Origin of the sequence: Cupriavidus sp. CuC1, from assembly GCF_044627735.1 — a bacterium.
In the GTDB taxonomy this organism is placed as follows: Bacteria; Pseudomonadota; Gammaproteobacteria; order Burkholderiales; family Burkholderiaceae; genus Cupriavidus; species Cupriavidus ulmosensis.
In genome coordinates, this window is the sequence record NZ_JBIUHC010000102.1 from 1 (window position 1) to 15,407 (window position 15,407).

The 15,407-nt window shown below is 61.7% G+C and carries 15 protein-coding genes and 2 pseudogenes; 13 read left to right on the top strand and 4 right to left on the bottom strand.

Annotation, left to right across the window (positions count from 1 at the left end; all coding sequences use genetic code 11):
• The 3 genes and pseudogenes from ACGLHR_RS33900 to ACGLHR_RS33910 all read left to right on the top strand — a co-directional run.
• On the top strand, positions 1 to 245 hold a 245-nt coding region (locus ACGLHR_RS33900; protein WP_400099322.1), incomplete at its 5' end, for a hypothetical protein.
• Positions 229 to 447: pseudogene (locus ACGLHR_RS33905) on the top strand (flavodoxin domain-containing protein); the annotation flags it as partial. The gene ACGLHR_RS33900 and the pseudogene ACGLHR_RS33905, both read left to right, overlap by 17 nt.
• Positions 448 to 462: 15 nt before the next feature.
• A pseudogene (locus tag ACGLHR_RS33910) lies at positions 463 to 777 on the top strand (LysR substrate-binding domain-containing protein); the annotation flags it as partial.
• A gap of 378 nt (positions 778 to 1,155) precedes the next feature.
• Here ACGLHR_RS33910 and ACGLHR_RS33915 read toward each other — a convergent pair.
• On the bottom strand, positions 1,156 to 1,653 hold the full coding sequence (locus ACGLHR_RS33915) for a bacteriohemerythrin (protein WP_400099324.1): 498 nt from the start codon (positions 1,651 to 1,653) through the stop codon (positions 1,156 to 1,158).
• Positions 1,654 to 1,840: 187 nt separating this feature from the next.
• Positions 1,841 to 2,803 carry a PDR/VanB family oxidoreductase gene (locus ACGLHR_RS33920; protein ID WP_400099326.1) on the bottom strand — a complete coding sequence of 321 codons (963 nt, stop codon included), beginning with the start codon at positions 2,801 to 2,803 and terminating at the stop codon, positions 1,841 to 1,843.
• 251 nt (positions 2,804 to 3,054) lie between these two features.
• Here ACGLHR_RS33920 and ACGLHR_RS33925 point away from each other — a divergent pair, with 251 nt between their 5' ends.
• The 5 genes from ACGLHR_RS33925 (at position 3,055) to nadC (ending at position 8,276) form a co-directional block, all read left to right on the top strand.
• On the top strand, positions 3,055 to 4,401 hold the full coding sequence (locus ACGLHR_RS33925; protein WP_400099328.1) for an MFS transporter: 1,347 nt from the start codon (positions 3,055 to 3,057) through the stop codon (positions 4,399 to 4,401).
• A 45-nt stretch (positions 4,402 to 4,446) separates the two neighbouring features.
• The gene (locus tag ACGLHR_RS33930; protein ID WP_400099330.1) at positions 4,447 to 5,439 is read left to right on the top strand and encodes a PhnD/SsuA/transferrin family substrate-binding protein; all 993 of its coding nucleotides are present in this window, start codon (positions 4,447 to 4,449) and stop codon (positions 5,437 to 5,439) included.
• Positions 5,440 to 5,541: 102 nt separating this feature from the next.
• A complete protein-coding gene (locus ACGLHR_RS33935; protein WP_400099332.1) occupies positions 5,542 to 6,606 on the top strand; it encodes a porin in 1,065 nt (354 codons plus the stop codon).
• Between the two features lie 101 nt (positions 6,607 to 6,707).
• Complete coding sequence (locus ACGLHR_RS33940; RefSeq protein ID WP_400099334.1) at positions 6,708 to 7,286, top strand: MarR family winged helix-turn-helix transcriptional regulator; 579 nt, start codon at positions 6,708 to 6,710, stop codon at positions 7,284 to 7,286.
• 144 nt (positions 7,287 to 7,430) lie between these two features.
• Positions 7,431 to 8,276, top strand: coding sequence for a carboxylating nicotinate-nucleotide diphosphorylase (gene nadC / locus ACGLHR_RS33945; RefSeq protein WP_400099379.1), 846 nt, complete (start codon positions 7,431 to 7,433; stop codon positions 8,274 to 8,276).
• 91 nt (positions 8,277 to 8,367) lie between these two features.
• Here nadC and ACGLHR_RS33950 read toward each other — a convergent pair whose 3' ends face one another.
• Both ACGLHR_RS33950 and ACGLHR_RS33955 read right to left on the bottom strand, forming a co-directional pair.
• Positions 8,368 to 9,543 carry a Gfo/Idh/MocA family protein gene (locus ACGLHR_RS33950; RefSeq protein ID WP_400099336.1) on the bottom strand — a complete coding sequence of 392 codons (1,176 nt, stop codon included), beginning with the start codon at positions 9,541 to 9,543 and terminating at the stop codon, positions 8,368 to 8,370.
• 15 nt (positions 9,544 to 9,558) lie between these two features.
• Positions 9,559 to 10,890 (bottom strand): Rieske 2Fe-2S domain-containing protein, encoded by a 1,332-nt coding sequence (locus ACGLHR_RS33955; RefSeq protein ID WP_400099337.1) that lies wholly within the window; start codon positions 10,888 to 10,890, stop codon positions 9,559 to 9,561.
• A 482-nt stretch (positions 10,891 to 11,372) separates the two neighbouring features.
• On the opposite strand from ACGLHR_RS33955, the gene ACGLHR_RS33960 reads away from it, so the two are divergent.
• The 5 genes from ACGLHR_RS33960 (at position 11,373) to ACGLHR_RS33980 (ending at position 14,877) form a co-directional block, all read left to right on the top strand.
• Positions 11,373 to 11,582: a hypothetical protein gene (locus ACGLHR_RS33960; RefSeq protein ID WP_400099339.1), complete on the top strand. Its 210-nt coding sequence runs from the start codon at positions 11,373 to 11,375 to the stop codon at positions 11,580 to 11,582.
• 364 nt (positions 11,583 to 11,946) lie between these two features.
• Positions 11,947 to 12,195 (top strand): H-NS histone family protein, encoded by a 249-nt coding sequence (locus ACGLHR_RS33965; RefSeq protein WP_400099381.1) that lies wholly within the window; start codon positions 11,947 to 11,949, stop codon positions 12,193 to 12,195.
• Positions 12,196 to 12,348: 153 nt separating this feature from the next.
• On the top strand, positions 12,349 to 13,149 hold the full coding sequence (locus ACGLHR_RS33970) for a type IV toxin-antitoxin system AbiEi family antitoxin (protein WP_400099341.1): 801 nt from the start codon (positions 12,349 to 12,351) through the stop codon (positions 13,147 to 13,149).
• Between the two features lie 56 nt (positions 13,150 to 13,205).
• On the top strand, positions 13,206 to 14,000 hold the full coding sequence (locus ACGLHR_RS33975) for a nucleotidyl transferase AbiEii/AbiGii toxin family protein (RefSeq protein WP_400099342.1): 795 nt from the start codon (positions 13,206 to 13,208) through the stop codon (positions 13,998 to 14,000).
• A 118-nt stretch (positions 14,001 to 14,118) separates the two neighbouring features.
• Positions 14,119 to 14,877, top strand: coding sequence for a tetratricopeptide repeat protein (locus ACGLHR_RS33980; RefSeq protein WP_400099344.1), 759 nt, complete (start codon positions 14,119 to 14,121; stop codon positions 14,875 to 14,877).
• Positions 14,878 to 15,407: the final 530 nt, after the last annotated feature.

The following is a 15,407-nucleotide window of genomic DNA, read 5'->3' on the forward strand; positions in this document are numbered from 1 at the left end:
TCGTCATAAGCCTCATCGACATGCCGCCTATAAGGCTTGCTGAGGGAGGCTTAACTTGGGTGGATTGGGCGTACACCCCCCACCTAATAAGCCTCATCGACATGCCGCCTATAAGGCTTGCTGAGGGAGGCTTAACTTGGGTGGATTGGGTAACTGGGACCGACGCTTCAACCTACCATGAGTTCACGGCGCATCCGCGACCGTTCAAAGATGAATTGGGAGGTTCAGATGTCATATTCCACTAAAGTGGCCGTGCTCTATCACAGCGGATACGGACATACCGTGAAAGTCGCCCAGGCGGTGGCCCAGGGCGCAGCCAGCGTAAACGGTGTTGCCGTTGATCTCGTCAAAGCCGAAGAGGCGCACCTCGATTGGAGCCTGCTCGACAACGCAGATGCCATCATCATGGGGGCACCAACCTACATGGGCAGTCTGTCCGCACCCTTTAAAGCCTTTATGGGTGGCGAGGAATGCGCAGTTACACCGACCGGGGCCTCGCGAGGAACGAGCGTGGAAGCTTTGCTGCCCGCGCTCCTTGCGGGACTTGCGATCGCTGAACTCCTTGAATTTGTTGCGATTCAGTACCTTGCCGACAGTCAGCTTGAACCGATTTTGACTGACTGGAGCTTGCCCGAAGGCGGTCTGTATTTCGTCACACCCACTGCCCGCGCACGACCAGCAAAGGTTAGCGCTCTGGCTCTGCATGGCCCTTGTGAGGGCGAAGCCGACATTCGAATGTCTGCGGGAGCAAGGCAGCAAACGTCCCGAACCGTTTAGGGTTGTTTGATGCCTGCCGTCACCCGCAGGAATGTGAGTGTGCCACCGCGCGTTACTGGCAGGCGTCGAACAAGCCTAAACGCACTGAGACGTTGCCGCTGTGCAGCGCGCGGGCAGCGTCCACGCAAGGGGGCCGCGTGATCGGTCGTGCCAACGGGCAGTCATTGGATGCCCGCTTGGACCGGCTCTCGCAGGTGACACTTTTATTTCGCGGTGCGCAAGGTAATACCCGGCGGGGATTACAGGAACTTTGGGATACCGCTTAGGCGCCAGTTGACACAATTACTTTCGCAACGGTGACACTTTTAGTACGGTCTACGAGAGTGGCGTCATTTAGATGTATTGCCCTCCAGGTGCCGACGTGGGGGTGCGAGCAATTCAGTCAAGTGTCCGGCGCAACACGATGGGCTTTCCACCCATGTTCTGTTTGGTCATCCAGGCTGCCAGCGCGGAATCCAGGTAGTCGGCATGACCTGGGAACCAGTCAAAGAGGGCCATCCCGATGTTTCGAACCAGTTCGGCGTCGGCCTTCCCCTGTGCGACGGCTTGTTTAACTCCACCGATCGACTTCAGCACAGCCGCGTGCTCGTCGACGTGGCAGTCCCGTGCGGGGAAACTGGTGGAGCACATCCATTCGTCTTCCTGCCCGAAATGGCTGATCGCGTGCTGTTCGAATTGTTCGATCGCTTCCGCGGCACTCGCATCCGAGCAGGTCACCAGTTTCAGTGCAAGCGCGTAGAATTCCTTATGCACGTCGTCCATGGGAGTGAACCCGAGCAGGCGCGCGTCGGACCAGGCGAGACTGCTGTCGCGAGTCGGCGTCGGCGCATTGGCATCCCGGGTTGATGGGGCGCGGGAGGAAGTCTGGTCGTTCATGTTCAAGGTCTTGTGTTGTGCCTGTGTGCTGCGCTGCGGATGTGATGCTGAACCGCAGCGCTGATGTGGCGGCAGCTTCGCATATCGCAGATGTAAGTCCCATTTTATGGCTGCGCGAAGGCCCTTGGCTCAAATCGACGTCCCTGATGGCCAACCGCCGAGCAAGCGCGTTGCGATCGATGCTGGCTCAGAGGTCCAGTATCAATTCGCCCGATATTGCGCGCGACACGCAGACCATGATATGCGTTGCTTTCTCGTCGTCGCGCAGCACTAGATCTCGATGATCCACTTCTCCCGAGCACAGCCCGGTACGGCAGGAACCGCAGGTACCGCTTTCGCATGAGCTTGCAACGTGCACGTTTGCGGCGCGCAGCACGTCAAGGATCGAGCGATCAACCGGGACGTCCAGCGACGTGCCGGTGCGCCTGAGTTGAACCATGAACGGCGTGTTCACCTGCGCGTTCACGTTGTTTGCGCCGAAGCTCTCAAAGTGAACCGTGCCAGACGGCCAGTGACCCGTCATGTCGCGTACCGTGTCCATCAGCACCTGCGGGCCGCAGCAGTAGATGTGCGCTGCCTTGGGCCGCTCGAACAGAGTCCAGAAGTCGAATGATTTGTCGGGGTCGCCGAAATCGTGGTGAATCTTCACCGTCGAGCGCCACTCGTCGCTGCTGAGTTCGTCCAGGAACGCCGTACCTTCCGGGTCGCGGGCCAGGTAGTACAGCTTGAAATCCCGCAAGCCTTCCGCCTTCAGTCGGCGCGCCATTGAGAGCATCGGCGTGATACCAATGCCACCCGCGACAAGAATGAACGACTTCGCACGCTCGTCGAGCGGGAATTCGTTTCGCGGCTGGGACACGTCAATCAGATCACCTGCGGACATGTTGTCGATCAGGCTCATGGATCCGCCGCGACCGTTGCTGTCGCGCTTGACCGCGATGACGTAGCGACGACTTTCCTGCGAATCGTTGCAGAGGGAATAGCTGCGGCGCATGCCATTGGGCACCACGACGGTCAAATTCGATCCGGCTTCGAACGGCGGAAGAGGCGCGCCCTGCGGATCGGTCAGCTCAAAGCGCCAGATGTCGCGCGCAATCTTTTCCTTCTCCGCAATCTTCAGCCGCAGAAAACCGCTTTTCTGGGTAGTCATGTCTGTCTCCCTCTATTCGAATCATTTCACTTCGGTGGGTGTATCATATGACTAGAGATCTAATTACGCAAGCGACGTAATCGACGGGTGAAATTCTGGGTTAGGTATAAACCCTCACTTGTCAGAGACACCAAGGCCTCGTAGTCTAATAACTAGACATCTAATTAAATGGTTGGCAACGAGAGGTCACCACCGTCTAGTGCGGAGGTCCGACCGATCGAGTCGACAAAACGCCCTCAAGAGACAACGAAATGAAAGATTCCACGTTGAGCTACGCGGATGCGCCCCCGCATCTGAGCACCGATTCCGTAGCCGTCGAGGCGACCTATCGCCTGATCACACTCAGGCTGATGAGCTTCTTGTTCCTCTGCTGGGTATTGAACTATCTCGATCGCGTCAATATCAGCTTTGCGCAGTTGCAGTTGAAGCAGGACCTGGGACTCAGCGATGCCGCATACGGGCTCGGTGTGAGCCTGTTCTTCATCGGCTACATCCTGCTCGAAGTGCCGAGCACGTTGCTGCTCAGGCGCATCGGCGCACGCAAGACGGTGACGCGGATCATGCTGTTGTGGGGCGTCATTTCCACCGCCATGGCTTTCATGAACGCGCCCTGGCAGTTCTACCTCGGCCGGACGCTGCTCGGTGCGGCGGAGGCGGGCTTCTGGCCGGGGATCATTCTCTATCTCTCGTTCTGGTATCCCGCGAAGCGTCGCGCCCGTATCACGTCGCGATTCCTGCTGGCGATTGCTGTGGCCGGCATCATCGGCGGCCCGCTTTCGGGCCTGATTCTCCAGAATTTCACGGATGTCTGGGGCTTCCGCAACTGGCAGTGGCTGCTGTTCCTTGAGGGCCTGCCGGCTGTGCTTGCAGGTGTGTTTGCCTGGTTCTACCTGGTCGACAAACCGCAGGATGCGGCGTGGCTGACTGCCGCGCAAAAGCACATCGTCGTGGCCGCCCTGGAGGAAGAACACCGCGAGAAACCGGACAGCGCGCCGAGCCGCCTGATGGTTGCTCTGCGCGACCCGCGCGTCTATGTGATTGCAGCAGGCTGGGCCACGGTACCCATTTGCGGCACGATCCTCAACTATTGGACGCCAACCATCATCAAGCAGACGGGCATCTCCAACATGCTGGAGATCGGCTTCCTGTCGGCGTTGCCGTACATCGTTGGCGCCGTTGCCATGCTGCTGATTGCACGCAGCTCCGATATGCGGCTTGAGCGTCGCTGGCACTTCTTTCTGTCTACGACGGCGGGTGCCGCGGGAGCAACGCTCTTGACGATGCTGACCCACAACCCGGCCGCTGCGATCGTGTGCCTGAGCCTCGTTTCGGTGAGCTATTTCGCCGCCGCGGCCATCATCTGGACCATTCCGCCGAACTACCTCAAGGGCGAGGCGGCCGCGGGTGGGATCGGCGTCATCAGCAGTCTCGGCCAGGTCGGCGCCTTCTTCGCCCCGATCGTGCTCGGCTGGGTGAAGACCGTGACGGGCAGTTTCTCGGCGGGCATCTTGCTGGTTGCCGTGCTGGTCTTCGCTGGCGGTATTGCGGTCCTCTTCGGCGTGCCACGTCAGCAACAGGCGCCGAAATCCGTTGCGTGAGAGCGCACGCAACGGATCGATTTCGATTGTTAGAAAGGAACATAAATGAGCAAGCTTCAACTCTCCATCGCCGTGGGCAACTATGACCGGATGCGTCCGCTGATCGACGGCGACGTCCAGATCGACGGCGTGGATCCCGTGTTCATGTTGCAGGACCCGGAAGAGATCTTCTTCCGTGCTTTCCGCCACGCAGACTACGACATTTGCGAGCTTTCGCTCAGCAGCTATTCGGTCAAGACGGCCGCAGGTACCTCGCCGTACATCGCCGTGCCGGTGTTCCCGTCGCGCGCATTCCGGCACAGCTCGATCTACGTGCGTGCTGATCGCGGCATTAACCGGCCGGAAGACCTGAAGGGCAAGCGGATCGGCGTGCCCGAATACCAACTCACGGCCAACGTGTGGGTCCGCATGTTCCTCGAAGAGGAGTATGGCGTGAAGGCATCGGACATCCGCTGGGTGCGCGGCGGTTACGAAGACCCGACGCGCGTGGAGAAGATCTCGCTGAAGCTGCCGGAAGGCGTCATGCTTGAAAACGCACCGGAAGGGAAGACGATTTCGAATCTGCTGGCCGAGGGGGAGATCGACGGCGTGATCGGACCGCGTGCACCGTCGTGTTTCGACCGTGGGCACCCGCAGGTCAAGTACCTTTTTGACGACCCGCAAAAGAGCGCCGCGGAATGGTACGAGCGCCGCAAGCTGTTCCCGATCATGCACACGCTTGGCATCCGAAAGACACTGGCCGAGCAGCATCCGTGGCTGCCTGGCGCCATCGTGAAGGCCTTCGAGCATTCGAAGGAAGTGGCGCTCGCGCGTTTGAGCGATACGTCGGCCACCAAGGTCACGCTTCCGTTCATCGAAGACCAACTGCGCAACGCGCGACGCCTGATGGGTCACGATTTCTGGTCGTACGGATTCGCCAACAATGAACACGTGATCGACCGCTTCCTTGCGCAGCACCACGCCGAGGGGCTGTCGAGCCGTCGTCTTCAACCGGCTGAGTTGTTCCACCCAGCCAGCCTGGAGAGCTTCAAGATCTGATTCCCGCAGCGGGCGTTGATGCTGTCGCGCATCTGGCAGGAGGCAGATGCGCGGGGAATACCAGGGGGCGGGCCCCCCCCTAGAACTACGAAATCAAAAAAAATGACAAGACAAATCATCGCGCGTGCCGGTGGCGCGCTGCTGGCGCTCGCCGGTACGGCAGCCCATGCACAAAGTTCGGTCACCCTTTACGGCATCGTCGATACGGGTGTGGAGTACGTCAACCGGGTGGCGCAAGGCGCCAACAAAGGCTCGGTGGTGCGCGAGCAGTCCGGCAATCTCGCCGGATCGCGCTGGGGGCTGAAGGGCTCGGAGGATCTTGGCGGGGGCCACAAGGCAGTGATGACGCTCGAGGGCGGATTCAACTCGGATACCGGCACGCTCGGGCAGAGCGGGCGGCTGTTTGGTCGCAAAGTCTTCGTTGGTATCGCCACGCCGAGCGGTACGCTGACGCTGGGGCGTCACCAGAACCTGCTCTATGAGCTGATGTACAAGTATGACCCTCTGACGTTCAATCCAAGCTATTCCGCACAGAGCATGGACAGCCAGTTCGTGAATCGCGCGGACAACTCGCTGCGCTATGGCGTGAATCTGGGCGGTGTGACGTTTGCAGCATTGTATAGCACGGGCTTCGATGCGGCCGTTCAGAACGGCGGAGAGGTGCCGGGTGCGACGAAGGTGGGTCGCGAAATGAGCGCTGCGATCCTGTACGACCATGGTCCGTTCAGCGTCGGCGTGACCTATGATCAATTGCAGGGCACGTCGATCGCAACGCAAAGCAATACCCAGCAGCGCACGCTGCTGGGTCTGTCGTACCAAATCGGCCCGGTCAAGGCGCTGGCGGGTCTGCGCTGGTTGAACACCCGCAACGCGGATGCTCCGCCGAGTTCGCTGCTCTACTGGGGTGGCATGGCCTGGCAGGTGAACGCGCCGCTGTCGATTTCCGCCAGTGTCTATCACACGCAGTTCCGCAATTCCAACGGCGGGCCGACGATGGGGGCATTGCTGGTCGACTACGCGTTGTCCAAGCGCACGGACGTGTATGCAGAAGGTGCGTACGTTGCCAACCGCGCAACGACCAATGTCGGCATTCGCGGTACCGGCGTGGACGTGGTTCCCGGCATGGACCAGGCGGGTGTGACGATCGGTATTCGTCATCTCTTCTGAATTTGCAGGGCATCGGTGCGCGGCCACCAGGCGGCACGCGCATTGACTGGTGAACGCGCTATGATGTGAACCATTTTGGCTACAGTCACGGCGAGGAAAGCATGGTTGCAACACGTTCTGCCGGCAAGGCAAAGGCTTCCCGAGAGGATCCCATCCTGCGGCATTGGCGCGAGGCCGTGCCGGATGATCGTCTTGCCCACTTGGTCAAGGATGCGGCCCGCGCGATGGTGCGTGGGCTGCAAATGCGCCTGGCGCAGCATGAGGTCTCGTTTGGCCACTGGGCGTTCCTGCGCATCCTGTGGGTCACCGACGGGCTGACGCAGAAGGAACTCAGCGACGAAGCCGGCACCACCACACCGACCACTTTCAGCGCGGTGTCCGCGATGGAAAAGCTCGGATACGTCGAGCGTCACTATGCCCCGGGCAATCGCAAGAACACGCACGTGTATCTCACGGCCCGCGGCCGTAGCCTGAAAAACAAGCTCGTTCCACTGGCTGAAGAAGTCAACGAGATCAGTGTCAAGGGCCTGAAGACCACGGAGATCAACATTGCGCGCAAGGTGCTCCTGACGATCATCGAAAACATGGCGCGCGACGAAGCCGAGACGGATGATCCGGCGCTGCGGATCCCGTCCACGCGCGAAATGGGCAGTCTGATCGCCGCGCGCGGCGAGGAGTAGGAAGGTACCGGATGCGTGCGGCGGCTCGCATCGGTCGTCGCCAGGTGTCCCTTCTTCACATATTCAATGGATTGGCGGCGGCGCATCAGTGTGGCCGCTGTCGATCTCATGCAGTTTTTCCGCTCAATATACGGACCATTTCAAATGGATGTAGCAACCCACGCGGCAATGACGCGCAATGTCTGCGAAGCGCTCGCGGAAGATGTTGGGAATATCGACTGGACGTCCCAGTTCGTCGACCCTGCCGCCTCGGCCGAGGCCGTCCTCACGGTGCGCGAAGCCGCGCTGCTGTGCGGCAGGCCATGGTTTGAAGAAACCCTGCGGCAGTGCGAGCCGGGCATCGCGATCAAATGGTTCGTTGGCGAAGGCGAATGGATGCGCGAAGGGCAGGCGGTATGCCAGATCAGCGGGCCGGCGCGCGGCATTCTGACTGCGGAGCGCACGGCGCTCAATTTCATCCAACTGCTGTCGGGCGTGGCCACGGCGACGCACGCCTTGGTGGAGATCGTCAAGGGCACAAGGGCGCGGATTCTCGACACCAGAAAGACCCAGCCCGGACTGCGCTTGGCGCAAAAATATGCGGTGCGCATCGGTGGTGGCGAGAACCATCGCCGAGGACTGTATGACGGGATCCTGATCAAGGAGAACCACGCCGCAGCGGGTAGTGGGATTGCGCCGACTTTGCGCGCTGCACAGGTACTTGGTGCGGGCGTGCCGGTGCAGGTCGAGGTCGAGACGCTGGATGAACTGGCGCAAGCGCTCTCTGCAGACGCCGGGGCAATCCTGCTCGATAATTTCTCGCTGGAACAAATGCGGGAGGCGGTGCGCATCAACAACGGGCGCGCGAGTCTGGAGGTGTCAGGCGGCGTGACGAAGGAAACGCTGCGTGCGATTGCGGAAACGGGCGTGGACCGCATTTCCGTTGGCGGGCTCACAAAGCACGTCAGGGCGGTCGATTTCTCGCTTCGGGTTGAGGCGCTAGGCGCGTAGTGTTGGCCGGGGCAGTCCTCGTCGGCTGCCCGCCGAGCCGCACAAAGAATGAAGCCCTCGCTGTGCGAGGGCTTTTGTTTTCAGGCGACGATCAGAGCGACACGTCTCTACCCGTTTCGCTCGATTCCAGTATGGCGATGCAAATCTCCAGCGTGCCCTTTGCCCACTTACCGTCATGAAGAGGCGCCTGCCCCGCGATGACGGCCTCGTAGAGTTCGTCGATCACTTCACCGCGCGGCACGGTGGGGCGGGAAAGCGGCAGCGTCTCCCGTTGCTGGTCGCCGTACACGATGATGGAATCGGGCAAGGGGCGCAGGTCGGCGTGTTCGCACGCGACGATCACCGGGCCGAAATGCTGATGACAGCGTGTCGGCTCGTCTGCCGCGGTGGAGGGCGGCTTGTATGCGGCGCCGCCATACGTGCCGGCGGCCTTGAGCTGCGCTTCATCATTCGAGGAGGAGAGGGTCGCCAGCCGCCTCCGAGCGCTACCGTAGGCATCGGGATTTGCGTGGTCACCCATCTCGCCGATCCAGCCCATCCACTCGTCACTGTTGAAGTGGCCATACCCACTGTACGAGAGGGAGGCATAGGCGCCATTCTCGAACCAGATCAGCGCCGAGTACGCGCCTTCGGTCGGACGCTTCGAGTCCCACCGGCCGACACTTGCGCGCAGGCGCGTCGCGCGCGAGCCCGCGAGCATCCGCACGATGTCGACCTGGTGCGCCGCCTGGCTGAATACGGCACCGCCACCTTCAGCCGTCATGAGTTCCTCCGGGCGGCGCGGCCGGTATAGATAGTCGGTGTAGTTGAAGGCCTGGATCATCTTCACCGCACCGAAATCGCCCGAACGGATCAGTTCGCGCGTACGCAGGTACGGCGTATCGAAGCTGTGGCAGTGTCCGACGATCAGATGCACGTTTGCAGCCCGGCACGCGGCGATCATGCGATCACAGTCGGCCGCGTTGAGCGCCATCGGCTTCTCGACCAGCACGTGCTTGCCGTTGGCTGCGGCAATTTCGGTGTGCTGCGCGTGAAACTGATGGGGGCTGGCCACGTAGATGACTTCCACATCGGGGTCGCCGGCCAGGTCCAGCACGTCTGCGTAGGTCCGTGCGCCGAAATCGGCGGCGAACTGCTGCCGTGCTTCCTCGCGCGGGTCGCACGCGGCGACGAGTTGAACCCTCGGGTCCTGCAGGAAGGTGGGCAACATCAGCGAAAACGCTCGCCCCAGTCCTGCCACCCCGATGCGCAAACGGCGCTGTTCCATGGCTGGATTCATCGCTTATTGCCTGACCTGATAGTCGGTGGCGATCGCTGCGGGCTCGTCATCCGGCAGGGCATGTTTCGCACTGACATAACGGGCGGCGTACGCACGCCAGTCGGTTTCCTTCGACACCACTGCCTGATACGAACAGACCGTCTGCGGGATCGCCTTTGCGCCGGTACCGATGGCTTCGGCGTCCTGCTCGAATTCTGCGATGGCATCGAGCATGCGGCGACGGAATTCGACAATGGCAAGATCGCTCGCGCCCAGACGCTCGTCGGAACGATTGGCGATTGGACCCATCGTGACCCACATTGCGATGTCCTGGTTCGGAAAGCCCGTGATGCCGGTGAAATTGCCGGTCTTCATGGCTTGGCGGTCTTGCCAGAAGCGGTTCTCGTGGTTGCGCAGCGGACGGTAGCGCTCGTCCAGATCGGGGCCGATCTGCTGACGGAGGAATTTGCGCCAGGTTTCGGTTTCCGGCGTCGTCGCGGGATCGCCCCACGCGATGAAGTAGAACGCCGTATTCGTGTCGTCCATCGGCACGTTGATGTTCGCGACGTTATACAGGTTGTTGGGCGGGATCAGCACGGTGCCGGGTGCAACGAACACGGTCGAGCGCACGTAGTCGTGCGTGTTGGCGTTGAAGATTGGGCGGCGCAGCGCAGCGTAGCGGAAACCATATTCGGTGCGCTCGACCTGCAGGCGCGGTGCCTTGTCGGTGGACGGACGCAGCCAGTTCTTCGACGTTGCCTCGGCCCCGCCGACGCGTGCCGGCACGAAGTCGGACGAGTGCAGGCTTGAGCTGTGTGCGGAATCAATCGCGCCCTCAAGGATCTGTGCCCAGTTGCACGGCAGCAGCGCCTTCGCGATGCTTACGCGGGTGTCGGCGGTCGGTGCCCAGGCGGGTGCGACGAATTTGGGAATGGCGTCCTGCGGACCCATGTACGCCCAGACCATGCCGCCCCATTCCTTCGAAGGATAGGCCTTGTGCTTGACCTTCTCGGTCATGCCGCTGGCGGCCGGCTCGGACACCATTTCCAGCACATTGCCCATCACGTCGAACTTCCAGCCGTGGTACAGACAGCGCAGGCCACCGTCTTCGTTACGGCCGTACACCAGCGATACGCGGCGGTGCGGGCAATACTCGTCCATCACACCGACGCGGCCTTCGTTGTCGCGGAACACGACCAGGTCTTCGCCGAAGACGCGGGCCTTGACCGGCGCGCCGTCCGGTTCGCTGACTTCTTCAATCAGGCAGACAGGGGTCCAGTGCTGGCGCATCAGCTTGCCCATCGGGGCATCGCCTTCTACGCGGCACAACAGTTCATTCTCTTCATGGGTCAGCATATTTGTCTCCAGGCGCTCGTCGCCTACTTCAATTGGTGTTGAGCAATTCTATTAGAGATCTAGTGAAAATGCCAAGAAGAATTGATCGGAGTCAACCGGACTAGGCAGTCTTGCCTGGACGAGTGCAGTGTTCGGCATGGTTTTCGCCCATTTGGAGGCGTCATGCAAAGCGGCCGCCTTTTCCCGCGCCACATGGCTCATCGGATCAGCCGCTCGGCTTCCTTGCGGGAGGCAGCCGCGATGCAACGGGATGCGGGCGCGCGAAGGAAGATTGGCCGACCCTAAACTCCGCGCGGGCGAAGGCGCTCCTGCAGACGACATATATCCAATGTGCACAAAACATAACTTGTGCCGAGTGGAGCGCTGTACACACGACGAGCCATTCGTCACGCATGGAAAAATACAGAAAGGGTTCGAAACGGGATTGTTGAAAGGGGGGCACGCCTGCCCATCGAACCGCAGAGGTCGAGTCAGCGAAGACGATGATCGATCGTGTCGAAGAACGCTTTGCACTCAAGCCTGAGCGCATTGCGGGTGATATGGCCTACGGGACCGCACCGATGCTTGGTTGGATGGTCGAAGAGAGGGCGATCGCGCCGCATGTTCCGGTCCGGGTCGGGGACAAGACCCGCCGCGACGACGGTACGTTTCCGAGGGACGACTTCCGTTGGGACGAGCAAGCCAATGAGTAGCGCCGCCCCGGTGGGAACGCGCTGCGCAGCGATGGGCGTGCATTTGCGAACCCCCGCACTCACATCACGAAGGCCCGACCAGGAGCCCACCGCGCGTCGGGAGAGCGAGCGCGCGGCCGAAGACCTGCGCACGGAACTGGCGCAGACAGCGACGCTGGCCGGTCGGCTCGCGGCGGCCGAGCGGGCGCAGCGCCGGGCCGAACGGGCCGGAGCCGAAGCGGCGCTGGCGCGCCAGCAACTTGCAGAATTGCGCGTGGCGCCGCGCGAGCGGACGGGCGCGCGGCGGAAGGCCGGTGGCCAAGGGCCGATCGCGAATGAAGAACCGGGTGCGCCGGCGCTCCCCTCAACCCACGTGACGGCAACGATGGCAACGGAAATTAAGCGGGCGGACGCGATCCGCTGGATCCGGGCTCAGATGCTCGAGTACGGGCTGACGATGGAAAAGTTGGAGGCGGGCGGGTGCTTTGCGCCGCCGCCGAGCCCGCGCTCAGTCTGCCACTGCAATGCCGAGGGGCTGAGCTGGGACGGGACGGGCGAGATGCCGGACTGGCTGCGGCGGGCGGTCAATGCGGGGCAGACGGTGGAACATTTCCGCGTCGAGCAGACCGGGTGATATGAATAATGTTCAGACCTGGCGCATCGGATAGGGCACATATAGGTGACAAACTCGTTTGCTCAAAGTAAGGAATTGCGTTACACTCGGCAAATGATCTTGTATGCACGATAAGGCATGTCTGCGCTAGGGCCCGATCGGAGTCAGGTTGCGTTGCGCGCTATCCAGGCGCAGGCACGTTACCTCTTCACACCCCAAGAATTCGCCCGCGCGACCGGTCGGGAGCCGGGTAGCGCCGCCGTCAGAATGGCCCTCCAGCGTCTCGCGCGGCAGGGGCACGTGGTCAATGCGACCAAAAGGCCGGCGCGGTGGCTCATCATTCCGCCCGAGCAATCTCACTACGGCGCGCCGCCGGTGGACTGGTGGCTGGACGACTGCCTGAGCGACCAGGAGCCCAACTACTATGTGGCGCTGCTCTCAGCCGCTCGCCACTGGGGCTCATCGCACTACGCCGTGCAGACGACCCAGGTGATGATAGGCAAGCCGCGATCCTCACTTGCGGTAGGTCGCATCCGGGTCGACTTCTATGTGAAAGAACGGCTCGCGGAGACCCCGGTGACTCGAGTGCGAACGCAAGTTTCGCGCTGGCGCGTCAGCACGCGTGAGGCCACACTCCTGGACCTGGTCCGACACCAGACCGCGATTGGGGGAATTGAAGCGGTGGCTCGGATTGCGAGGGACTTCGCGAAGGATCTCGACCTCGACGGTTTGACTCTGGCATTGGATGCGCTGGGGCAGGTCGCCGCGGCACAGCGCCTCGGTTTCGTCTTAGACCGACTTGGCCAGACCAGGGCCGCGAAGTGCGTGGCCGCCTGGCTGGACGGCCGGCGCCGCGCAGTTCAACTACTTGAGGCAGGCCCCGTCGATCGCATGAAGCACGCGCTCATGCAGGATCCGAGATGGGCCGTCGAATACACCACAGATCGAATGGCACTCTTCAAAGAACTTCAATGATCTCCGCGCGAGAGCTAGCACGGTGGCGCACGCAGACGCCGTGGAGCAGCGACCTGATGGTCGAGCAGGACTACCTGATCAGCCAAGTCGTGGCGGCGATTTTTGAAGACAAGTTTCTGTCAGGGCAGGTTGCCATGCGCGGCGGCACGGTCCTCCACAAGGGGCATCTGGCGCCAGCCAGTCGCTACTCGGAGGACATCGACCTAGTGTTGGTTGGTGATCGCCCTGTCCGGCACATCCAGAAGGCGCTCGCCCGCGTCGTCGCGCCAATCCTCGGGGAGCCGACGGAGTCGGTCATTGCAAGCATCCAGCTTGCCGTGCGCAATCTCGTGGCGAAGTCGAAGATCATACGAATGGTCTATACCTACGACCCGGCAAGCACCGAAGCCGCGCTCGCGCAACTGAAGCTCGAAGTCAATTTCAACGAAAACAAGAGCTTCTTTGATCTGGTGCCTATCCAGATAGCCGTGCCTACCGAGCAGGGCATCAGGCAGGTCGATGTTGTGTCCTACGATCTCGATGAGATGCTCGGCACTAAATTGCGAGCGCTCCTGCAGCGCGAGCATGGCCGTGACCTGTTCGACCTGTGGTGGGCGTGGTCCTGCAGCCAGTCGCCGGGCTCAACGTCCAAAGTCGACCCGGCCCGGGTGGGCGCGGCCTTTCGGTTCTACATGAGCCAGGAGGGCAGTACGTTCAGCCCCGAGGACGTGCGCGCTGAACTCGCGCGGCGGATGACCTCGCGGAAATTCCTGTCGGACATGGATGGGTACCTTCCATTTGGCAAGGAATACTCGCCAATACGCGCACATGAGGAATTCTGCGACGTTTTCCTCCCGCACTTAGCCGGCTGAACCGACCAGAACAGGTCGAGGGAATGCTGCCAGGGGGCGGAGCGCCGCGCATACGCGCGACCGCTAAGGTGGCGGATCGATGCTGCTAGACTTCCTGCTCTGCGCAGCGGAGGAAAGGATGGAATTGGAATCGGGTGTTGTAGCGCTCGGGCGACTAATGGAAGGCGATTTCGACGTCGACGCCACACGTGCGACCGAATACCTTGCGGGGGAGTTAGCGGCGGGCGCCATCACACCCCAGGTTGTCAACGGGCTCGCCTGCCAGCTCCTGGACTCCGCGAATCCAGTCGGGGAGGCGGCGGCACGCCGACTTTGGGAAACCCTTTCCGAGGCGCCTTCCCCATTTCCCGAGGCCCTCGCCAACTTGGCCATCGCCTGTCTGAAGAGCGCCGGTGGGAATTGTGATCCCGCGTACGCCAATCGCCTTTTCGAGAGGATCCTCTCCATTCCGGGCGCGCCCGCGCAGGTCCGTCTGACAGCACTGAGCGGTCTCGGGGACAGTCTAATGCTGGGACGCGGCGCCCAGGTGGATCGCTACCGCGCGCTGGCACTCCATGAGGATGCCGCGGGCCAGGGGATTTCATCGGCCGCGATGAACGCAGCAGTGACGTGGGACGATTATCCCGGACAGAGCAGGGAGAATTTGCCACCGGTCGATTATGACAAGGCGGCCCATTTCTATGGCCTCGCAGCGGCCGGCGGGATTGTTCACGCGACGGCGCGACTGGCTCTCCTGCATCTGCATGGGCGACACTCCGCCGCCGATGCCAATCACGGATTTTCGCTCCTGCGAAAAGCAGCAAAGCGCGGCGATGCGGCGGCCCGGGCAGCGCTTCAGGAGATTGCGGAACGGATGATGTCATCAGCCTTCCCGTAGACCTTGATGTTGTGACGCAGGCTGGGTGATAGTAAGGCGCGCCATGGCGCGGGCGCGAGAGCGGAATGGTGGTCAGCCCAGACGATGGGGTGACCGGTTCGCCAACTCACAGCGCTTCGAGCCGCGGCGCATCCACATTGCGGCCTCGCTGGTTTGCGGTTTGCGGCATCCTGCTGTTTGCGACAACTCAGTGCCTGCCCGCCGGCCACCCACCTGTTAGAGCCCGCAAAAGAAAAAGCCCTCTGCCGGGCAGGCAAAGGGCTGAACGTCCAATGAAGAAATCGGGCAACCGTCGCGAGCCACCCGGCTGTCAGTATCCGCTTGGTTGCCGCAGCCGGCAACCAAGCGCAGACCACCACCGCCCGTTCCCACACATTTGCAGAGATAGCCAGCCTTCGACGGCTAAGGTCGCCACGGGTCTACTCGAGAGTGACTCGCGCCCTAACGCACGTATTACGGCGCTGGAGAATATGTGCCGATCCGCCAGTCCAGTTGGGAGTCATCGTACTTTTTGCGCAAGATCTGGCGCT

Excerpts from the sequence above, each read along its gene's own strand:
- ACGLHR_RS33915 (WP_400099324.1), bottom strand. The coding sequence starts at position 1,653 with ATGAACGACCAGACTTCCTCCCGCGCCCCATCAACCCGGGATGCCAAT.
- ACGLHR_RS33920 (WP_400099326.1), bottom strand. The coding sequence starts at position 2,803 with ATGACTACCCAGAAAAGCGGTTTTCTGCGGCTGAAGATTGCGGAGAAG.
- ACGLHR_RS33925 (WP_400099328.1), top strand. The coding sequence starts at position 3,055 with ATGAAAGATTCCACGTTGAGCTACGCGGATGCGCCCCCGCATCTGAGC.
- ACGLHR_RS33930 (WP_400099330.1), top strand. The coding sequence starts at position 4,447 with ATGAGCAAGCTTCAACTCTCCATCGCCGTGGGCAACTATGACCGGATG.
- ACGLHR_RS33935 (WP_400099332.1), top strand. The coding sequence starts at position 5,542 with ATGACAAGACAAATCATCGCGCGTGCCGGTGGCGCGCTGCTGGCGCTC.
- ACGLHR_RS33940 (WP_400099334.1), top strand. The coding sequence starts at position 6,708 with ATGGTTGCAACACGTTCTGCCGGCAAGGCAAAGGCTTCCCGAGAGGAT.
- nadC (WP_400099379.1), top strand. The coding sequence starts at position 7,431 with ATGGATGTAGCAACCCACGCGGCAATGACGCGCAATGTCTGCGAAGCG.
- ACGLHR_RS33950 (WP_400099336.1), bottom strand. The coding sequence starts at position 9,543 with ATGGAACAGCGCCGTTTGCGCATCGGGGTGGCAGGACTGGGGCGAGCG.
- ACGLHR_RS33955 (WP_400099337.1), bottom strand. The coding sequence starts at position 10,890 with ATGCTGACCCATGAAGAGAATGAACTGTTGTGCCGCGTAGAAGGCGAT.
- ACGLHR_RS33960 (WP_400099339.1), top strand. The coding sequence starts at position 11,373 with ATGATCGATCGTGTCGAAGAACGCTTTGCACTCAAGCCTGAGCGCATT.
- ACGLHR_RS33965 (WP_400099381.1), top strand. The coding sequence starts at position 11,947 with ATGGCAACGGAAATTAAGCGGGCGGACGCGATCCGCTGGATCCGGGCT.
- ACGLHR_RS33975 (WP_400099342.1), top strand. The coding sequence starts at position 13,206 with ATGGTCGAGCAGGACTACCTGATCAGCCAAGTCGTGGCGGCGATTTTT.
- ACGLHR_RS33980 (WP_400099344.1), top strand. The coding sequence starts at position 14,119 with ATGGAATTGGAATCGGGTGTTGTAGCGCTCGGGCGACTAATGGAAGGC.